We start from the raw sequence: 17,264 nt of genomic DNA on the forward strand, positions 1-17,264 counted from the left end.
TTCCACACCGCATCCTCTATGGCCAAGCCGACGAACCAGCGAAACAGCAGGTTGTAGGTGATCTGCTCCACGAGCTGCCGCTCGCTGCGCACGCTGTAGAGCACTTGCAGCAGCATGGCGCGCATGAGCTTCTCCGGCGCGATGCTCGGGCGGCCGCCCTTGATGTCGGCCTCATACATCGCGGAGAACTTGTCGTCCATCTTCGACAGCGCATCGTTGACCCAATCTCGAATCGGTCGCAACGGGTGATTGGCGGGAACGAAGGACTCAAGCCTCACCGTAGTGAACAGGCTCTCGCTATAGCTGTCGGCTCCTCGCATCGGCGCTTCCCTCTTCATCGATCTGATGAGCTCGATCTTGGCTCAAGGCAATCGGTATTTCAACGGCCTGCTAAGCCTTCGCGATCCCGGTTGCGCGCCCTCCGGGATCAGGCCGTCACGCCGACAGCGTGCGGGCTTCGGTTCAGGAATTCCTTGGCCTCCGCCTGGGTCTCGGAGACTCGCGCTGACAAGTTCCGCCGGGGCAGTGCCGCACCCAGCTTTGCACGCATGAAGGCACTGGTCGTGTAGCGCCGGCCCGTGCTGTAGTACTTCGCCCGCAAGGCAGCCACCATCTCCTCGTAGGCCTCGGCCACCCTGTCGTCGAGCTTGAAGCCGTCGTAGTTCACGATCACGTTCAGCTTGCGCCCGATCTGGCTGCACAGTGCCTCGAACACGCGGCGCACGCTCTCGATGTCTTCCATGCTGTGGATGGCCATGCCCTCGAAGTTGACGAAGAGCGTGTTGCGCTCGCTGTCGTAGCTCAGGCGATCGGAGAGCTGCAGGTCTTGCAGCACGGCGGCCAGGCCCATCGATTTGGGCCGGTAGATGCGCGCATCCATCGTGGCGATGGTGTCCATCAGCGGCCGGAAGGCCATGTGCGCCAGGATGTCGCGCTCGACATCGATGCCGGGTGCGATTTCGATCAGTTGCAGCCCTTGCGGTTGCAGCCTGAAGACGCAGCGCTCGGTCACGTAGTGCACGGACTGGCCCTTGGCCGCGGCCTGCGCGCCACTGAAGGTGATCTGCTCGACCGCGTTCACGAACTTGCGTGTCTTGCCTTCGACATCGATGCGCACCTTGCCGTCCTGGATCGAGACTTCCAGTCCTCCAGCCGTGAAGGTGCCAGCGAACACCAGGCGGCGCGCGTTCTGGCTGATGTTGATGAAGCCGCCCGCCCCCGCCAGCCGCGGCCCGAAGCGGCTCACGTTGACGTTGCCGACCTGGTCGATCTCGGCCATGCCCAGGCACGCGAGATCCAGCCCACCGCCGTCGTAGAAATCGAACTGCTGGTTCTGGTGCAACAAGGCCTGCACGTTGACCGCCGCACCGAAGTCCAGCCCACCTTGCGGCATGCCACCGATCACGCCGGGCTCGGCCGTGAGCGTCAGGTCGTCCAGCACGCGCTCCTCTGCTGCAACGGCGGCGACCACTTCCGGCACGCCGATGCCCAGGTTGATCACGCCACCTAGCGGCAATTCGAAAGCGCAGCGCCGGGCAATCAGCTTTCGTTCGTCCAGGGGTGCAGGCACGATCTTGTCGGTCTGTACCCGGATCTCGCCGGAGAAGGCCGCGCTGTAGTCGGTGCCGTAGGTCTGCACGTGCGAGCCCTGGGGCGCGACCACCACGCAGTCGACCAGCACACCAGGGACGATGACGCTGCGCGCGTCCAGCGACCCGGTCGCGGCGATTCGCTCGACCTGCGCGATGACCAGCCCGTTGGCATTGCGCGCCGCCATCGCTGCGGCCTGCGCGTCCAGCACCAGCGCCTCGCGTTCCATCGTGACATTGCCGGAGGCATCCGCGGTGGTGCCGCGAATCAGCGCCACGTTGATCGGAAAGGTCTTGTAGAAAAGCCATTCCTCGCCGTCGATGTCCATCACCCGCACTAGGTCCTCGGTGGTCCTCGTGTTGATCTTGCCGCCGCCGTTGCGCGGGTCGACGAAGGTGCCCATGCCGACCTTGCTCACGCTGCCCGCACGGTGCGCCGCGATGTCGCGGTACAGGTGCGAGACGACGCCCAGCGGCAGGTTGTAGGCCTCGATGAGGTTGTCGGTGGCCAGCTTCGCGAGCTTGGGTACGAGCGACCAGTGCCCGCCGATGGCGCGCTTGACCAGGCCCGCGTGCGCCAGCCGATTGAGGCCGCGTTCCTTGGCATCGCCCGGCGCCGCCGCAAAGACCAGCGTGAGATCGCGCGGACCCTGCGTGTCGACGAAGCGCCGCTCCAGCGCTTCGATCAGCGCTTCCGGCGTGCCGATGCCGACGAAGCCCGAACAGCTCACCGAATCCCCATCGCGGATCAATGCGACAGCCGCCTCGGCCGTGACGATCTTGTCTTGCTTCATGGTGTGCTCGCAGAGGTGGAACGGCCCGCCCGTGATGCCGCGGCGGACGATCGCGCCCGGCCACCGACACGAGGCTTGCCCGGAAACAGAAAGTCCTGGATGGTCGCGATCTGGCTCGCTTCCATCAGCGCCGGCGCATGCCCGCATTCCGGCACTTCGACGACGCTCACCTGGCCCGCCTTGGCTGCAGGGCCGCGATCGAGCATCGCTTGCGTCGTGGCTTCACTCAGCAGATCGGAGTCCTCGCCGCGCAGGATCAGCACCGGGCATTCGATCCTGTCCCACAGCTGCCACAGCACGACGTCCAGGTAGATCGGGATGCCGAAGCGCATGCCGATGGCCGGATCGAAATGGAAGCGGACGCCCCCGTCCGAATCCGGCGCAGCGCTGTACTGCGCCATGTGACGCCATTGCGCGTCGGTGAGGTTGCCGAAGGGCTCGTGGATCTCGCGCAGATGCGCCTCGAGGTCCTCCACGGATGCAAATCGCCAACGCTTGCCCAGGTAGGCCCCGATGCGCCGCAGCGCCGAGGCGGACACGCGCGCACCGAAGTCGTTGAGCACGAGCTTGCGGATCGGCGACTGATGTTCGGAGGCCATCAGCATGCCGATGTGGCCGCCGAGGGACGTGCCGATCCAGTCCACCGACTCCACGTCAAGGCGTGCGATGAGCGTGGACAACGCGCCCGTGTAGGCCCGGTCCGTGTAGTGCGCCGGCTTGGCCAGCCACTCGCTGCGTCCGCGTCCGGGGAGGTCCGGCGCGACGACCCTGACGCCTTCTGCGGCCAGTGCGGACGCCAGCACGTCGAAGTCCCTGCCCGTGCGCGACACGCCGTGCACGCACAGCACGGTGCGCTCAGCCTTCTCCGGGCCCCATTCGGCATACGCGAGCCTGCGGAACCCGCCGTGACCGATGACCGAGACCTCCTTCAGCCGAGGTTCCGTCGTATTGCCTTGACGCCTGGCCACCGGCTACCGATCGCGCTTCTGGAGCCAGTCGAAGATGCCCTTGCCAAGCACCCCTTGCGACTTGCCGCTGACGAACACGCCGACGTGGCCGCCATCGAGGCCAATCTCCGAATAGTCCCTACTGCCGACGGCCCCGCGCAGGGCCTGCGTGGTCTTCGGCGGAATGATGTGATCGTCCTTCGCAAAGACATTGAGCACCGGCACGCGGATGTCGGCCAGGTCGACCTTGCGCCCGCCCAGTTCGAACTCGCCGCGGATCAGCTCGTTGTTCTTGTAGAGGTTGATGAGCAACTGTTTGGCCGCTTCGCCCGGATGGTGCGGGCGATCGGCCAGCCACTTCTCCATGCGCAGGAAGTTCAGCAGCTTCTTCTCGTCATCGAAGGTATCGAGCAGGCCCACGTTGTATTTGGAGAGCGTCGCGGCCGGCGTCATCTGCGAGAAGACATGGCTCATCAACTCACCCGGCAGGTTGCCGTTGGCCTCGATGAGCGCATCGACATCTTCGGCGCTCAGGCCGCGCGCCCACATGTTCAGCAGGCCGTGGTTGATGCGGCCCTCGGCCTGGTCCTGGTGGAAGTCGACCGGGGTGATCGTGAGGATCAGGTTCTTGATTCGGTCCGGGTACAAGGCCGCATAGCACAGCGAGAACACACCGCCCTCGCAGATGCCCAGCAGATTGATCGCTGGGATGCCGTGCTCGCGGCAGATGAACTCGATGCAGTCGTTCAGGTAGACGTCGACGTAGTCCTCGAAGCTGAGCCAGCGGTCGCTGCGCGTGGGGCTGCCCCAGTCGACGGCGTAGACATCGACGCCGAGCGCCAGCAGGTTGCGCAGCATCGAGCGGTCTTCCTGCAGGTCGGTCATGGTGTAGCGGCCGACCTGTCCGTAGGCCACCAGCACCGGGATGCCCAGCGTGCGTTTGGCCGTCGGCTTGTAACGGTAGAGGGTGGTCTTGTCTTCGCGGAAGACCACTTCCTTGTCCGCGGTGGCGATCTCGACGTGCTCGTCCTTGATCTTGCCGAGCAGCATCTGGCCGCGCGCCATCTTGAGATTGAAGTCGCTGAACTCCGCGAGCGCTGCGGCGGCGGGGGATTTCTTGAGGGTTGGCATGGCGTTCCTCAGGCTTGGGCTGATCGGCGCGGCTTCTTGGCGGCGGCAGTGCGGCGAGTGTTGGTGACGGCGGCGGTGCGACCTTGGGGCTCTGGTTTGCTCAACTTGCGCGGCGCCGGGGTCTTCTTCGTGGCGAGCGCTGGCGTCTTCGAGGCGCGCGCAGGTGCCTTCGTGGCGAGCGACGGTGCTGTCGTCAGAGCGGCCAACTGGCGCCGCTGAAGGCGCAGTTCGCGTCGCAGTTCCGTCACCACACGCTGCATCTCATCCATCTCGGTGCGCGTGGGGATATGGCTCGCCGCGCACCATGCTTCGGCCAGATGGCGCTCTTGCAAGCGGTATTCCGATGCGGCGCGCAGCATGCGGCTCTGGGCTTGCACGAACTCGTCCGTGCGGTGCGCCTCGATGAGCGTGTCGTTGGCGATGGCAAGCCAGCGGTCGGTCAGCCCGCGCCACGTCGATGGCACGCTGCCTTGGGCGGCGAAGGATGCGGCGAAGCGTTCGAAAGCCTTGTTCCACGCCTGCTGCTCGATGGCCTGATACGCCCGCACCGCCTTGTCGCGCTCGGCCGCACGCTGCTGCAACTGGAGCAGTTCGCGGTCCATGTTCCACAGCGTGGCGTACTTCGGCCCTTCCAGCACCGCGCGCAGGCCGGTGTCGAAGGCGTCCGCACCGGGCCCGCTCCAGCGCGCCGGTGAAAAGAGCGCCAACAGGGCCTCGGGCGTCAAGGCATCGGGCCGCGTGCCCTCCTTCGCCAGCGCAGCCCACTTCTCGATGGATTCCTTCCACGTGGCATGCAGTGCCGCGAACTGCTCCTCCATGGCCGACTTGGCGGTCTCGCCAGCGGGCGCATCGGACGTTGCGGGAATCATCGCCTTCATGAAGGACGGCATGCTGTCCGCCCACGTATTCATCCACGACGGGATGGCATCGCTCGGCCCGCTCATCACGAGAACTCCACCACCTGCCGGATCGCCTTGCCCTCATGCAGCAGGTCGAAGCCGTGGTTGATGTCGTCGAGCTTCAGGCGGCCGGTGAGCAGCTTGTCCACCGGCAGGCGGCCCTGCTGGTAGAGCGCGATGTAGCGCGGAATGTCGCGCGAGGGCACGCAGGTGCCGATGTAGCTGCCCTTGAGCGTGCGCTCCTCGGCCACGAGATTCACCGCAGGAACAGGGAACAGCGCGGCAGCCGGTGGCAGGCCGGCGGTCACCGTCATGCCGCCGCGCCGCGTGATCTTGTAGGCCAACTCAAGGGCACGCACCGAGCCTGCGAACTCGAACGCGAACTCGACACCACCGCAACTCAGCGCGCGGATCTGCTCCAGCGCATCGGCTTGCCCGGCATTGACCGTGTGCGTGGCGCCGAGCGCGCGCGCCTGTTCCAGCTTGTCGTCGGCCAGGTCGATCGCGATGATCTGGCGCGCCCCGGCCGCATGCGCGCCGATGAGTGCCGCCAGGCCCACGCCCCCCAGCCCGATGACCGCCACGGAAGCGCCCACCTGCACCTTCGCCGTGTTGACCACCGCACCTACGCCAGTCAGCACCGCGCAACCGAACAGCGCCGCCTCATGCAATGGCACGCTCGGATCGATCTTCACCAGCGAGCGTCGCGACACCGTGGCGTACTCGGCGAACACGGAGCAGCCGAGTTGATGGTTCAGCGGTTCGCCACCATGACTCAAGCGCCGCGCGCCCGACAGCAAAGTACCCGCCCCATTGGCCGCAGCCCCGGGCTCACATAGCGCAGGCCGGCCTTCCGCACAAGGCGCACAGTGGCCGCAACTCGGCACGAACACCACGACGACGTGGTCACCGACGGCAAGGTCCGTCACGCCATCGCCCACTTCCTCGACGATGCCGGCGGCCTCATGCCCCAGCGCCATCGGCATCGGCCGCGGCCGGTCGCCGTTGATGACGGACAGATCGGAATGGCACAGCCCCGCGACCACGATCTTGATCATCACTTCATCCGGCCCCGGCGAGGCCAGATCGACCTCTTCGATGCGCAATGGCTTGGACATCGCGTAAGGTGGCTTCGAGTCCATCGAGTACAGGACGGCAGCACGGGTCTTCACAGCGCCTCCTCAACAACACGGTTCCTGAGTTCCTCTACCAGGACCCGGCTGTTTTCCGCGTAGTCGACGGGCACGGTGACCAGTTGCACACCCCCTTCACGGAACGCCGCCTCAAGCGTGGGCACCAACGCATCGGCCGACCCGACGCGCCGCCCTTTCGCGCCATAGGCTTCCGCGTACTTCACGAAGTCCGGGTTGCCGAAGGTCAATCCCCAATCGGCGAAGTCGTCGACAGCCTGCTTCCAGCGGATCATCCCGTAGGCATCGTCCTGGATGATGAGCACCACCAGGTTCAGCTTCAGCCGCACGGCGGTTTCGAGTTCCTGCGAATTCATCATGAAACCGCCGTCGCCGCACACCGCCATGACACGTCGCTCCGGGTACAGCAACGCAGCCATCATGGCCGACGGAAGACCTGCACCCATCGTGGCCAAGGCGTTGTCCAGCAACAGCGCATTCGCGCTGCGCGTGCGATAGCAACGGGCGAACCAGATCTTGTACATGCCGTTGTCGAGCGCCACTACGCCATCGGCCGGCATCACTTCGCGGACGTCATGGACGATGCGTTGCGGCGTCAGCGGAAAGCGCGATTCCGTGGCGCGGTCCAGCGTGCGGCGCAGGATGCCCTCACGCAGCGGCACCAGCGCGGCCGCATTCGGCAGCTTGCCCTCGACCCTGTCCGCCAGGCGCGTGAGGCTCGTGCCCACGTCGCCCACCACTTCGGCATTCGGGAAGAACACCTGCTCCACGATGGCTGGCGTGTAGCCCACGTGGATCACCTTCGGGCCGTTCGTGCCCATGATGAAGGGCGGCTTCTCGACCGTGTCATGACCGATGGCAAGGATCAGGTCCGCCTTGTCGATGGCTTCATGAACGTAGTCGCGTTCCGTCAACGCGGCCGTTCCCATCCACAGCTCGGTGCCTCCATCGGCGCTGCCAATGCCTGCCACGGTGCCCTTCCCCATCTGCGTGTTGAAGAAGGGAATGCGCGTGCGACGCACGAAGTCGGTCAGTTCCCCTTCGAGTCGCGGCCGGTTGGTGGCGGCGCCGAACATGACCAGCGGTCGCTTCGCCGCCATCAGGAGCTCCGCGGCGCGGTCGAGGGAGGCGTCCTGGGCCGTCGGGAGCTCGACCGGATGCACCTCGATGACGGTGATGTGGTCAGGCACCATTTCGGCCGCGACGTCCTCCGGCAACTCGAGGTGGACCGGGCCGGGCCGCTCTTCCGCTGCCAGCCGGAAGGCCTCGCGTACCACCGTCGGAATGCTCGCTGCACTCACGATCTGCCGCGACGCCTTGGTCAGCGGCTTCATGGTCGCGACGATGTCGACGATCTGGAAGCGCGCCTGGCGCGCCGTCATGATCGCCTTCTGCCCGGTGATGAGGATCATCGGCATCGCGCCGAGATGCGCGTAGGCGGCACCCGTCACCAGGTTCAGCGCGCCGGGGCCGAGCGTGGCCATGCACACGCCGGGCTTGCCCGTCAGTCGGCCGTGGGTCGCCGCCATGAAGGCTGCGGATTGCTCATGCCGTGTGAGGATGAGCTGGATGCTCGAGCCGCGAAGCGACTCGACGACGTCGAGGTTTTCTTCGCCGGGGACCGCAAAGATGCGATCCACGCCCTCGTTCTCCAGGGCCTTGACGAACAGGTCGGATGCTTTCATGGAAATTCCTTGAGTTGGTGATTCAGTTGTGGGGCTTCGTTGCGCGCTTGGGGCCATCGCGCCCAGTACAGACGGGCCGGGTTGTCGACCAGGATCGGCCTCTTGATTGCTCCGCTTCAGGCCGCACTGGCCGCGGCCGACACGCCGACGTGGGACTGGCGCGTCATCCACAGCACGCTGAGCGCACCTGCAAAGGTCAGCAGCACCAGGGGCAACAGCGCAAGGGCGAAGCTGCCGGTCGATTCCTTGACGAGGCCGACCAGGGAGATCGCCCCACCGCCGACCAGGTTCGCGATGGCGTTGATGCCGGCGAGCCCTGCAGCCGCTGCCTTCGGCGACATCCACGTAGAGGACAAGGCCCAGAACGGTCCCTTGAACGAGTAGGCGCCGATCAGTGCACAACTCAGCAGCATCACGGTGGGCGCCAGCATGCCCTTGGTCATCGACAGCGCGCCGAGGCCGCATGCGATCAGCAGGAGGGCCGCGGCGGTGTGCCAGCGGCGTTCACCGGTCCGATCCGAATGGCGACCCCACAACACCATCAGGACCGACGCAATGCCGTAGGGCACCGAGTTCAGGAAGCCCGTCTCCAGGTTGCTGAGGCCGAAGCCCTTGAGGATCTGCGGCTGCCAGATCGACAAGGCGGTGCCGGTGGCCGAAGCGCCCGCACACACCATCGCCATCACGAGGAAGTTCTTGTTGCGGAACAGCTGCCAGATCGACATGTGGCCGATGGCCGCCTTCTTGCCGCCGTCGGTTTCGATCCGGTTCTTGAGCCAGGCGCGTTGTTCGTCGGAGAGCCACTTCGCGTCTGACGGACGGTCCGTGAGAATCCGCAGGCATGCCAGGCCCAGCAGCACGGTGGGAATGGCTTCCATCAGGAACAGCCATTGCCAACCCTTCAGTCCGAGGACGCCGTTGAGTTCCAGCAGGAGCGCGGAGACGGGCGAGCCGATGAAGCTGGCGACCGGAATGGACACCATGAAAATCGCGATGATCCGTGCGCGGTAGGCGGCCGGGAACCAGTAGGTGAGATACAGCAGGACGCCGGGAAAGAATCCGGCTTCGGCCGCACCCAGCAGCAGGCGCATGCCATAGAACGAATACGGCCCGACCACGAAGGCCATGCCGGCCGAAATGATGCCCCAGGTGATCATGATGCGGGCGATCCAGCGCCGCGCGCCGAACTTCTCCAGCGCCAGGTTGCTGGGCACTTCGACGAGGAAGTACGCCACGAAGAACAGGCTGCTGCCGAGCCCGAAGACCGCAGCCGACAGGCCGAGATCATGGTTCATCTGCAATGCGGCAAAACCGACATTCACGCGGTCCAGCAGCGCGAAAAAATAGCAGAGCATCAGGAAGGGCACGAGGCGCAGCGTGACGCGCCGCATCGTTGCCTTTTCCAGTGCCGCCTCGGGGGAGTGATCGACTTGCATGGGTTGTCTCCAGTGTTTTGGTTTGATTGAGGAGGGGTTTGGGTCTCAGGCGGCGACGGCGTGTTGCGCGATCACTGCCAGTGCGTTCTTCGCGGCGGCGACGCCCATGTTCACGTAGGCATCGCTCGTCACGCCGCCGATGTGCGGACTCAGCGTCAGATGGGCTGCGCCCTGGAAGGGATGGCCCGGGCTCATCGGTTCGACCTGGAAGCTGTCCAGGCCGGCACTGGCGACCTGGCCCGATTGCAATGCGGCCAGCAGGTCGGCTTCGTTGACCAGTCCGCCACGTGCAGTGTTGACGATGACCACGCCCGGCTTGCACGAAGCCAGGGTGCTTGCGTTGACCAGGTTGCGGTTGTCGTCCGTCATCGGGCAGTGCAGCGAAACGACGTCGGATTCGCGCCAGATGGTTTCGAGGTCCACCGATTGGATGTAGACGGGCAGGTCTTTCGCGCAGGGATCGAAACCGATCACGCGCATCCCCATCGCATCGACCATCTTCGCGAAGCGTTGACCGATGGCGCCCAGGCCGATCAGGCCGATGGTGCGTCCACCGAGTTCCAGGCTCTTGTGGGTTGCCTTGTCCCAGTGGCCTGAATGCATCCGCGCATCGAGCGCCGTCACGGACTTGGCGCATGCCAGCAGCAGCGCCAGTGCCTGCTCCGCCACGGCCGCGGCATTGGCGCCGGCAGCGGCAACCACTTCGATGCCGCGGGCACGGGCCGCGACCTTGTCGATGGTGTCCGTGCCGCTGCCGTGCTTGGACACGACCTTGAGCGAAGGGGCTGCGGCCATGGCCCGCTCACCGACCTTGCTGTAGCGAACGATGATGGCGACCGGATCGTGCTGCGCGCAAAGCGCAACGATGTCATCTTCGGTCGGCGTCTTGCCGGCGAAGACCACGTCGCAGTCGCTGAGCAGGCGCATCGCGGGTGCGGCGAGGTCTGCGCCGGTGACGAGAACCACAGGCTTTGGGGTGGTCGCAGCGCAGTCGGTGGCGGTGCGTTCGATCTCGCGGATTGCGTCTGGCAATGCGGCGGCTTGACTCATGAAAAGTCTCCTTCTGGGTGCCGGCCGTGCCGGCGGGATGGATGGGGAAAGTGAGGCGCTCAGCAGACGACGTGCAAGGCGTCGGCCAGGTCCCTCGGTTCGTCAGCGAGTGACGTCGGCAAGGACAGGTGCTGTGGAATGGGGGATCGGCTTCAAGGTTGTCTCCTGGTCAGCGGGTGGTCCACTCATGAGGCCGACTCTGCTTCTTCTGTCGGCGACCTGTGGTTCTTGGGCTCGAGTATTGAGCGCGCGATACCTGCAGTCCAATCGATTGTTTTTTGAAATCCATAGATCTGGCTTTGCCTATGGACCCCGGAGGCCAGGGATGTGCTCCGTCTACAGCGAACTCCGGGCTCGGAGTGATCAGATCAAGGTCTGCTCGGTGCGATGCCCAATGGGCCCCCGCCAAGTGCCAGGGCAGGCTGCAGGTAGGCCTGCGCCAGTTCGTCGAACAGTGCGCAATGAAGCTCGAACGCGAGCCTTGCTTCGTCGACGATCGCGCGCCGCGTTGCGTCATCCGGCCGCAGCACCGCAAGGCCTGCGCGATAGGCCTTCCTCAGATGCGCCGTCGCCGCTGCATCACCGAACGCATAGAACGCAGTGCCCTCCCCCGCTGGCAACCCCATGCTCTCGCGCACGATGCGCGCGAGGATCTGGCCGCCGCTGAGGTCGCCCAGGTAGCGCACGTAGCTGTGGGCCGCGAGCAGGCCGGGTCGGGCTTCCTCGATGGCCTGCAAGCGCGCCACATAGCGCTGCGCCGCCGGCTCCAGTGCGTAAGCACGGTGCCAAGCATTGCCGAACAACGCGTCGAGGTCATGCCGCAGGGCAGCCTCGCGCGGCAGGCCTGGCAGCACCAAGGGGGCAAGCAGCGGGTCGTGCGCATGGCGCGCCAGCACGGACTCCATCGCCGCGTAGATCGCATGCAGGTTGCGCAGCATGGCCCCGTAAGCCGTGCGGTCCATCTTTCCGCGCAACAAGACTTGCATGAAGGCGCTGCGTTCGGCCTGCGTGTGCAGGTCGCGCGTCTCGTTCTTCAAGGATTCGGACAGCGGGCTGGTGGGCGTCAAACGGCACTCCGTCGATCGGGCGGGGAAAGACGCCCTGGCGCCCCCATCATAGGGAGCGCCGCCCGACGCGTGTTGCCTGCGGCTATTTCATGACGGCCACTTCGACGCGCCGCGCGCGCGCATCCTCGCCGGCCACGTTGGCTTCCGCCGACTGGGGCTTCTCGAGCACGATGCGGTCCTCCGCGATGCCCGCGGCCTTGAGTGCATCGCGCACCGCGAACGCGCGCTGCTTGGCCAGCTCTTCGTTGGTGGCCAGGTCGCCCGAGGCGGAATGGAAGCCCGACAGCGTCACCTTGGCTGCGGCATCGGCCTTGAGCGTCTCGATCACCGGCGCGAGCGCGGTGTTGGCTTCGGCCGACATCGATGGCGAGCCAACGGCGAAGAGCACGTCGACCGCAGCCCCTGCGGGCGGCGCTGCCGCAGCCGCCTTCGTGGCCGCCGCGGCCTCCGCTGCCGGCGCCGAGGCCGTCGACACCACCGCCCTCACCTTCGCCAACTCCGGATGGTTGGGCAGCATGCTCGCCCCGTAGAGCGGCTTGAAGGCACCCTGGTGGCAGGTCGCGCAGTTGATCTTCGGCGAATCGCCCGCTTGCCCGAGACGCGCTGCCGGGAAGCTCGGCGCGAGCGGATCGAGGTATGCCATGTTGAGGTCGCGTGCCATGCGGATGCCGTACCACGCGACCGCACGCGGCGGCGCGCTGGTCTCCCAATCGGCGAAGGAACGCGTGTTGTGGCAATAGGTGCAATTGACGCCGAGCGACTGCGACATGTGCATCATCAGCCCGTAGGTCCATTCGGTCTGCTTGATGGAGACGCGGTTGCCGGTCTGCAGCGGCGTGCCGCCGACCACGCGGATGTTCGCGCCCTGGTCGAGGAATGGCGTGAACGGATCGTTGGGCAGCGCCGCCATCGCCACGGTCGCGGCCGGCGCGTTCTGCCCGGCCTTGTTGCCGGCATAGGCCGGCTTCGGCGTGGGGGCCGTCGTCCAGGTGTTGACCGGCACCGGATTGCCGCGGTGGCAGGTGTAGCAGGTGACGCCGGTGTCGGCGACGTGGTTCTTCCAGTCGGCATTGATGTGCTGCGTCATCTGCAGCATGCGGCGCGCGACGACCTTGGTGTAGAGCGAGTCCGAAGCCATGTCGGTGGCGGCATGGCAGTAGGTGCAGCCCTGCTGCGGCGAAACCCAGGCGGTGATCGACACCATGAGCCGGGTGAACTCGCCAACGCTGAGGTCGTTCAGCACCTTGACGTTCTGGAACACCTGGCCGGCCTTGGGCCCATCAGGCGATGCGGGCGGCGTGTCGGCTGGCACGGCGTTGAGCGGGGCATTCGAGGCGAGCAGGCGCGGGTTGTAGACCTGCTCCATGCCCGTGCCCCGAAAACCGCGCTGCACCGAGTCGACGGGCGGACGCTCGCAGCCCGCCAGCAGCACCAGCGCGGCCAGCGCACCGAACCCGAACACGCGTCGCAAGGCATTCGTCATGGCCGTACTCCCGGCAGTGTGGACGGGTCGATCACCGGTGCAAAGACTGCTGGATAGATGGGCGCCACATGGTGCTTCACCGCCCACAGGTACCAGTTGTCGACGACCGTGCCGGTCAGCAGGATGCCGATGCCGCCCACCAGCGGACACAGCACCGCGAACCACCAGGCCCAGCGATGGATCGATTCCATCGTCGCGTTGAAGCCCATGCACCAGCGCCAGAACAAGGCGGCACGTTCGGATGCCGTGCCGCGGTCCACGATCTGCTCGATCTCGCGCTCGCCGCCGAAGCGGCTCACCGCCAGGATCGTCGCGCCGTGCATCGCGAAGAGCAGCGTCGAGCCGTAGAGGAAGGCGATCGACAGCATGTGGAAGGGGTTGTAGAACAGGTTGCCGTAGCGGATCGAGAAGGCCGCCGTCCAGTCCAGGTGCGGGAAGATGCCGAAGGGCACCGCCTCGCCCCAGCTGCCCATGAGGATCGGCCGGATGAAGCCCAGCACCAGCATCAGCCAGATCGCCGAGGCAAAGGCCCACGCCACGTGCGTGCCCATGCGCAGCGCCCGTGCGCGGCGGTACATGCGCACCCACCAGAGCAGCACCGACGCGGTCATGAAGAAGCCGGCCATCAGCCACCAACCGCCTTCATTGAGCGGTGGAAAGAGCTTCAACCCCATCGACGGCGGCGGCGGCTCCAGCGCCAGCCAGGGCAGTTGCCGCACGAGCTGGATCGGGCTCCAGTTGACCGAGGCCAGCATGTTGAGACCGACGATCTCGAAGGCGATGAAAAAGCACATCGCCGAGGCCAGGCCATACCAGCCGAGGTAGATCGGTCCGATCTGCGCGTCGCCCAGCTTGCCGAGCAAGTGACTGTGCACCGGCGGGCCTTCCCGCTCCTTGTTGCCGCGTTCCAGCGGAATGCCGGCGTACGAAGGTCCGACGACCTGCACGCGGGTGAAGATGTTCTGGTATTCGGCCATCGCGGGTCTCCTCGATGTTCTTCTCTGGTTCAACCCCAGATCGGCAGGTTCAGCCACCAGCTCCACCACTCGGGCCAGCCGCGTGTCCAGAACGGTCCGCTGATGACGATGCACACGGCGCTCCAGAAGGCCGCCGACAGCGCCAGGAACAGGCCCAGGCGGTGGATGCCCAGCGTGCCGATCGAGTAGCCGATGGTGTCGCGGAAGAAGGTGTTCTCATGCTCGGCCGTCTTCACCGTCTCGCCCTCGCCGGGGTTGGTCGCCGACAGGATCAGCGCGCCATGCAGCGACAGCGCCAGCACCGTCGTGAAGAAGAAGCTCACGGCCAGCATGTGGGCCGGGTTGTAGTGGAAGTGCAGGTACTGGTAGCCCGTGTTCGACACCCAGTCGAGGTGGCTCATGATTCCGTAGGGGAAGGCATGGCCCCAGGCGCCCATGAGCACGGGGCGAATCACCACCAGCGTCACGTAGGCCAGAATCGCGAACGAGAAGGCGAAGGGCACGTGGTAGCCCATGCCCAGCTTGCGACAGATCTCCACCTGTCGCAGCGCCCATGACACGAAGGCGCCGATCGCGCACACCGTGATGAGTTGCCACAGCCCGCCCTCCATGAGCGGCGCCATGCGCAAGCCGTATTTGATGTCGGGTGGCGCGATGTTGATCTGCCACAGGTTCCAGGTCGGTCCCTGCGATGCGCCCCACACGATGAGCAAGGTGCCCAGCGTGGCAAAGAAGATCGTCGTCACTCCGAAGAAGCCGACGTAGAACGGGCCGACCCAGAAGTCGAACAGGTCGCCCCCGGTCAGCGTGCCGCCGCGGACCCGGTACTTACGCTCGAAGCTCAGCATGGCCATGATCAATCCCCAAGTCAGGACACGACCGCGGGCGGCCGCTCCTTGCCGATCTGTTCATGGCAGCGGGGGCCGGGCCACCGGCCCGAACCCCGACTGCGTGTGGACAACCAGGCCAGCTATTTGCCGGTCGGTGCCGTCGCGGGCGCTGGCATCGGTGCCATCTGCGCTGCGACCGGAACGCTCTTGCGTGGACCTTCGAGCCAGTTGAACCGGTCCGTGCTCAGCAGGATGAAGTGAATCACCAGCGCCAAGACGAACAGGAACGTGAACAGGGCGATCAACGTCCTGCGTGGATCGAACAGCATCCAGATTCGCCACATGTCTTCTCTCCTCTAGGCGTTGAAGCCGATGGACAGCGCCGCCAGCACGACGTCTTTCGCGTCGTTGACGATCGCCGTGTATCCGCCCGCACCCGGCAGCCACGGCCGCCATTGCCACGCCAGGAAATGGGCGACAACCGCGATCAGCGTGAAGATGATGAAGCTCGTCATGAAGATGCCGTGAAACTCCTTGGCTTCCTGCTCGGTCAGACCGGACAAGGAGCCCTCTCTATCTCTAGGGACCATGTTTTCTCTCCAGAATGGCCTCGCGGCCAGGCACCGCGCACTTCCCCCGCGGCAGGGATTGCAACGGCCGAAGCCGCGACAACTTCTTCGGTGGGCCGCGTGGCCCGCCAGGTTCTTGTTGGATGTTCTTCATGCCGGGGCTCCTTGCCTCAGCGCATCGCGTGCGTGCTCGACGCGGCTGGCGGTGATGCGTGATTCGCCGGCGCGGCGTGCATCGCTTTCGGCGCGATCGCGCAGGCGCTTGGCGGCGGAGATCTGCACCAGCACTGGCTCGGTCTCGACGAAGTCGTTGAGCAACTGTTGCGCGTCGTCGTCCCACGGGCTGTTGCTCGCCTGCGCATCGAGTCGCGCCGGTGTCGGGTCGACGCGGTCCAGGTCGGTGCCAAGCGGCAGGATGTGGAACAGCGCATCGAACAGCGCGTTGCAGAACTCCTGCACGATGTACGTGGCCCCGGCATAGCCCATGAACGGCGTTCCCGTGTGGCGCCGGATGATCGGCAGCGGGAACGACGCGGGGATGAAGGTCGCCTTCATCATCCCGCCGCCACCGGACTCGGCCAGGTACATGCGCTCGTTGTAGCTGCCGTACATGACGAGCGGCGGCTTCTCGTGCACGAGGCGCCGCGTCTCTGCGTTGTCGGTCTTGGCGCCGGCAACGCGCGAGACGGCGAAGTTGCACGGCAGGCCCATCTCGTCCTCGAGGAAGTGGCGGATGCCGCGCGTGTAGGTCTCGTTGGCCACCACGGCGAAGTTGGCGGTGCCGAAGAAGTCCTGCGTCACCGAGCGCCACAGGTCCCAGATGGGCTTGATGGTGCTGTGCTTCTCGCGCTCGATGAAGGGCTCGGGGTCGAGGTGCAGCAACTCGCCGAGGGAGCGCAAGAACTTGGTCGTGCTGTGAAGGCCGATGGGCGCTTGCAGATACGGACGCTCCAGCGCCTCGCACAGCATGCGGCCGAACTCGCGGTACATGCAGATGTTGGCATCCGCCTCCACGAGCCGCGACACGTCCGCCAGGTGGCTGCCGAGCGGGAACACCATGTTGACCTCGGCACCGATGCCTTGCACCAGCCTGCGGATCTCGGCCAGGTCGCTGGGCCCGTTGAACATGCCGTAGCTCGGTCCGATGATGTTGACGCGCGGCTTCTCGCCCGGCGATCGTTCCGCGTAGGGCTTGCGCGCGGGCACGTGCTTGGTGCCGTACTCGGACCAGAGCCAGTACATCGCGCGATTGGCGCATTGCCACTGGTCCTCGTCGATGGTGCGCGGCAGGAAGCGCTGGATGGTGGTGCCCGATGGCGTGACGCCGCCGCCGATCATCTCGGCGATGGAGCCTGTGACCACGACGGAAGGCAGGTCCGGGTCCAGCGCTGCATGGGCGCGGCGCATCGAGGCTTCGGTGCCTTCGCGGCCGAGCTGTTCTTCGGCAAGGCCGGTGACGACGATCGGCAGTTCATGCGGCGGCAAGGCGTCGGTGTAGTGCAGCACCGAAGTCACCGGCAGGTTCTCGCAACCCACCGGCCCGTCGATGACGACCTGCAAGCCCTTGATGGCCGTGAAGACGTACACGGCACCCCAGTAGCCGCCGGCGCGATCGTGGTCGAGGACCAGCATCAGCGGCTCCCCCGGATATGTCTC

At 65.8% G+C, this 17,264-nt stretch carries 16 protein-coding genes; all 16 read right to left on the reverse strand.

Annotated features, from left to right (window positions below):
• Positions 1-320, reverse strand: a 320-nt coding sequence (locus tag WKW82_RS30485; RefSeq protein WP_340346512.1) for a transposase, incomplete at its 3' end; no start/stop codon positions are given.
• 107 nt (positions 321-427) lie between these two features.
• Positions 428-2,383, reverse strand: a complete 1,956-nt coding sequence (locus WKW82_RS30490; RefSeq protein WP_340346513.1) for an acyl CoA:acetate/3-ketoacid CoA transferase — start codon at positions 2,381-2,383, stop codon at positions 428-430.
• Positions 2,380-3,351: an alpha/beta fold hydrolase gene (locus tag WKW82_RS30495; protein WP_340346515.1), complete on the reverse strand. Its 972-nt coding sequence runs from the start codon at positions 3,349-3,351 to the stop codon at positions 2,380-2,382. Before WKW82_RS30495 ends, WKW82_RS30490 begins: the two co-directional genes overlap by 4 nt.
• A gap of 3 nt (positions 3,352-3,354) precedes the next feature.
• Positions 3,355-4,461, reverse strand: coding sequence for a class III poly(R)-hydroxyalkanoic acid synthase subunit PhaC (gene phaC, locus WKW82_RS30500; protein ID WP_340346516.1), 1,107 nt, complete (start codon positions 4,459-4,461; stop codon positions 3,355-3,357).
• Between the two features lie 8 nt (positions 4,462-4,469).
• Positions 4,470-5,405 carry a poly(R)-hydroxyalkanoic acid synthase subunit PhaE gene (locus WKW82_RS30505; RefSeq protein ID WP_340346517.1) on the reverse strand — a complete coding sequence of 312 codons (936 nt, stop codon included), beginning with the start codon at positions 5,403-5,405 and terminating at the stop codon, positions 4,470-4,472.
• A complete protein-coding gene (locus tag WKW82_RS30510; RefSeq protein ID WP_340346518.1) occupies positions 5,405-6,532 on the reverse strand; it encodes a zinc-dependent alcohol dehydrogenase family protein in 1,128 nt (375 codons plus the stop codon). Before WKW82_RS30510 ends, WKW82_RS30505 begins: the two co-directional genes overlap by 1 nt.
• Complete coding sequence (locus WKW82_RS30515; RefSeq protein ID WP_340346519.1) at positions 6,529-8,196, reverse strand: acetolactate synthase large subunit; 1,668 nt, start codon at positions 8,194-8,196, stop codon at positions 6,529-6,531. The genes WKW82_RS30510 and WKW82_RS30515 overlap by 4 nt, the downstream gene beginning before the upstream one ends.
• 116 nt (positions 8,197-8,312) lie before the next feature.
• Entirely contained in the window at positions 8,313-9,632 is a 1,320-nt protein-coding gene (locus WKW82_RS30520) for an MFS transporter (protein ID WP_340346520.1), read from the reverse strand.
• 45 nt (positions 9,633-9,677) lie between these two features.
• Positions 9,678-10,682: an NAD(P)-dependent oxidoreductase gene (locus WKW82_RS30525; RefSeq protein ID WP_340346521.1), complete on the reverse strand. Its 1,005-nt coding sequence runs from the start codon at positions 10,680-10,682 to the stop codon at positions 9,678-9,680.
• A 368-nt stretch (positions 10,683-11,050) separates the two neighbouring features.
• The gene (locus tag WKW82_RS30530) at positions 11,051-11,749 is read right to left on the reverse strand and encodes a biliverdin-producing heme oxygenase (RefSeq protein ID WP_340346522.1); all 699 of its coding nucleotides are present in this window, start codon (positions 11,747-11,749) and stop codon (positions 11,051-11,053) included.
• Positions 11,750-11,831: 82 nt separating this feature from the next.
• Positions 11,832-13,232 carry a photosynthetic reaction center cytochrome PufC gene (gene pufC / locus WKW82_RS30535; protein ID WP_340346523.1) on the reverse strand — a complete coding sequence of 467 codons (1,401 nt, stop codon included), beginning with the start codon at positions 13,230-13,232 and terminating at the stop codon, positions 11,832-11,834.
• Positions 13,229-14,209 (reverse strand): photosynthetic reaction center subunit M, encoded by a 981-nt coding sequence (gene pufM, locus WKW82_RS30540; protein ID WP_340346524.1) that lies wholly within the window; start codon positions 14,207-14,209, stop codon positions 13,229-13,231. Before pufM ends, pufC begins: the two co-directional genes overlap by 4 nt.
• A 29-nt stretch (positions 14,210-14,238) precedes the next feature.
• Entirely contained in the window at positions 14,239-15,063 is an 825-nt protein-coding gene (pufL, locus tag WKW82_RS30545; RefSeq protein WP_340346525.1) for a photosynthetic reaction center subunit L, read from the reverse strand.
• A gap of 116 nt (positions 15,064-15,179) precedes the next feature.
• The gene (gene pufA, locus WKW82_RS30550) at positions 15,180-15,383 is read right to left on the reverse strand and encodes a light-harvesting antenna LH1, alpha subunit (RefSeq protein WP_340346526.1); all 204 of its coding nucleotides are present in this window, start codon (positions 15,381-15,383) and stop codon (positions 15,180-15,182) included.
• Between the two features lie 12 nt (positions 15,384-15,395).
• Entirely contained in the window at positions 15,396-15,602 is a 207-nt protein-coding gene (gene pufB / locus WKW82_RS30555) for a light-harvesting antenna LH1, beta subunit (RefSeq protein WP_340346527.1), read from the reverse strand.
• A gap of 156 nt (positions 15,603-15,758) precedes the next feature.
• Entirely contained in the window at positions 15,759-17,240 is a 1,482-nt protein-coding gene (bchZ, locus tag WKW82_RS30560) for a chlorophyllide a reductase subunit Z (RefSeq protein WP_340346528.1), read from the reverse strand.
• Positions 17,241-17,264 lie beyond the last annotated feature (24 nt).

The organism is Variovorax rhizosphaerae, assembly GCF_037889975.1.
Taxonomy (GTDB): domain Bacteria; phylum Pseudomonadota; class Gammaproteobacteria; order Burkholderiales; family Burkholderiaceae_C; genus Variovorax; species Variovorax rhizosphaerae.

Bases quoted from the DNA above. Each gene is read 5' to 3' on its own strand.
- WKW82_RS30525 (WP_340346521.1), bottom strand. From the start codon at position 10,682: ATGAGTCAAGCCGCCGCATTGCCAGACGCAATCCGCGAGATCGAACGC.
- bchZ (WP_340346528.1), bottom strand. From the start codon at position 17,240: ATGCTGGTCCTCGACCACGATCGCGCCGGCGGCTACTGGGGTGCCGTG.
- WKW82_RS30505 (WP_340346517.1), bottom strand. From the start codon at position 5,405: ATGAGCGGGCCGAGCGATGCCATCCCGTCGTGGATGAATACGTGGGCG.
- WKW82_RS30490 (WP_340346513.1), bottom strand. From the start codon at position 2,383: ATGAAGCAAGACAAGATCGTCACGGCCGAGGCGGCTGTCGCATTGATC.
- phaC (WP_340346516.1), bottom strand. From the start codon at position 4,461: ATGCCAACCCTCAAGAAATCCCCCGCCGCCGCAGCGCTCGCGGAGTTC.
- WKW82_RS30520 (WP_340346520.1), bottom strand. From the start codon at position 9,632: ATGCAAGTCGATCACTCCCCCGAGGCGGCACTGGAAAAGGCAACGATG.
- WKW82_RS30515 (WP_340346519.1), bottom strand. From the start codon at position 8,196: ATGAAAGCATCCGACCTGTTCGTCAAGGCCCTGGAGAACGAGGGCGTG.
- pufC (WP_340346523.1), bottom strand. From the start codon at position 13,232: ATGACGAATGCCTTGCGACGCGTGTTCGGGTTCGGTGCGCTGGCCGCG.
- pufA (WP_340346526.1), bottom strand. From the start codon at position 15,383: ATGTGGCGAATCTGGATGCTGTTCGATCCACGCAGGACGTTGATCGCC.
- pufL (WP_340346525.1), bottom strand. From the start codon at position 15,063: ATGGCCATGCTGAGCTTCGAGCGTAAGTACCGGGTCCGCGGCGGCACG.
- pufM (WP_340346524.1), bottom strand. From the start codon at position 14,209: ATGGCCGAATACCAGAACATCTTCACCCGCGTGCAGGTCGTCGGACCT.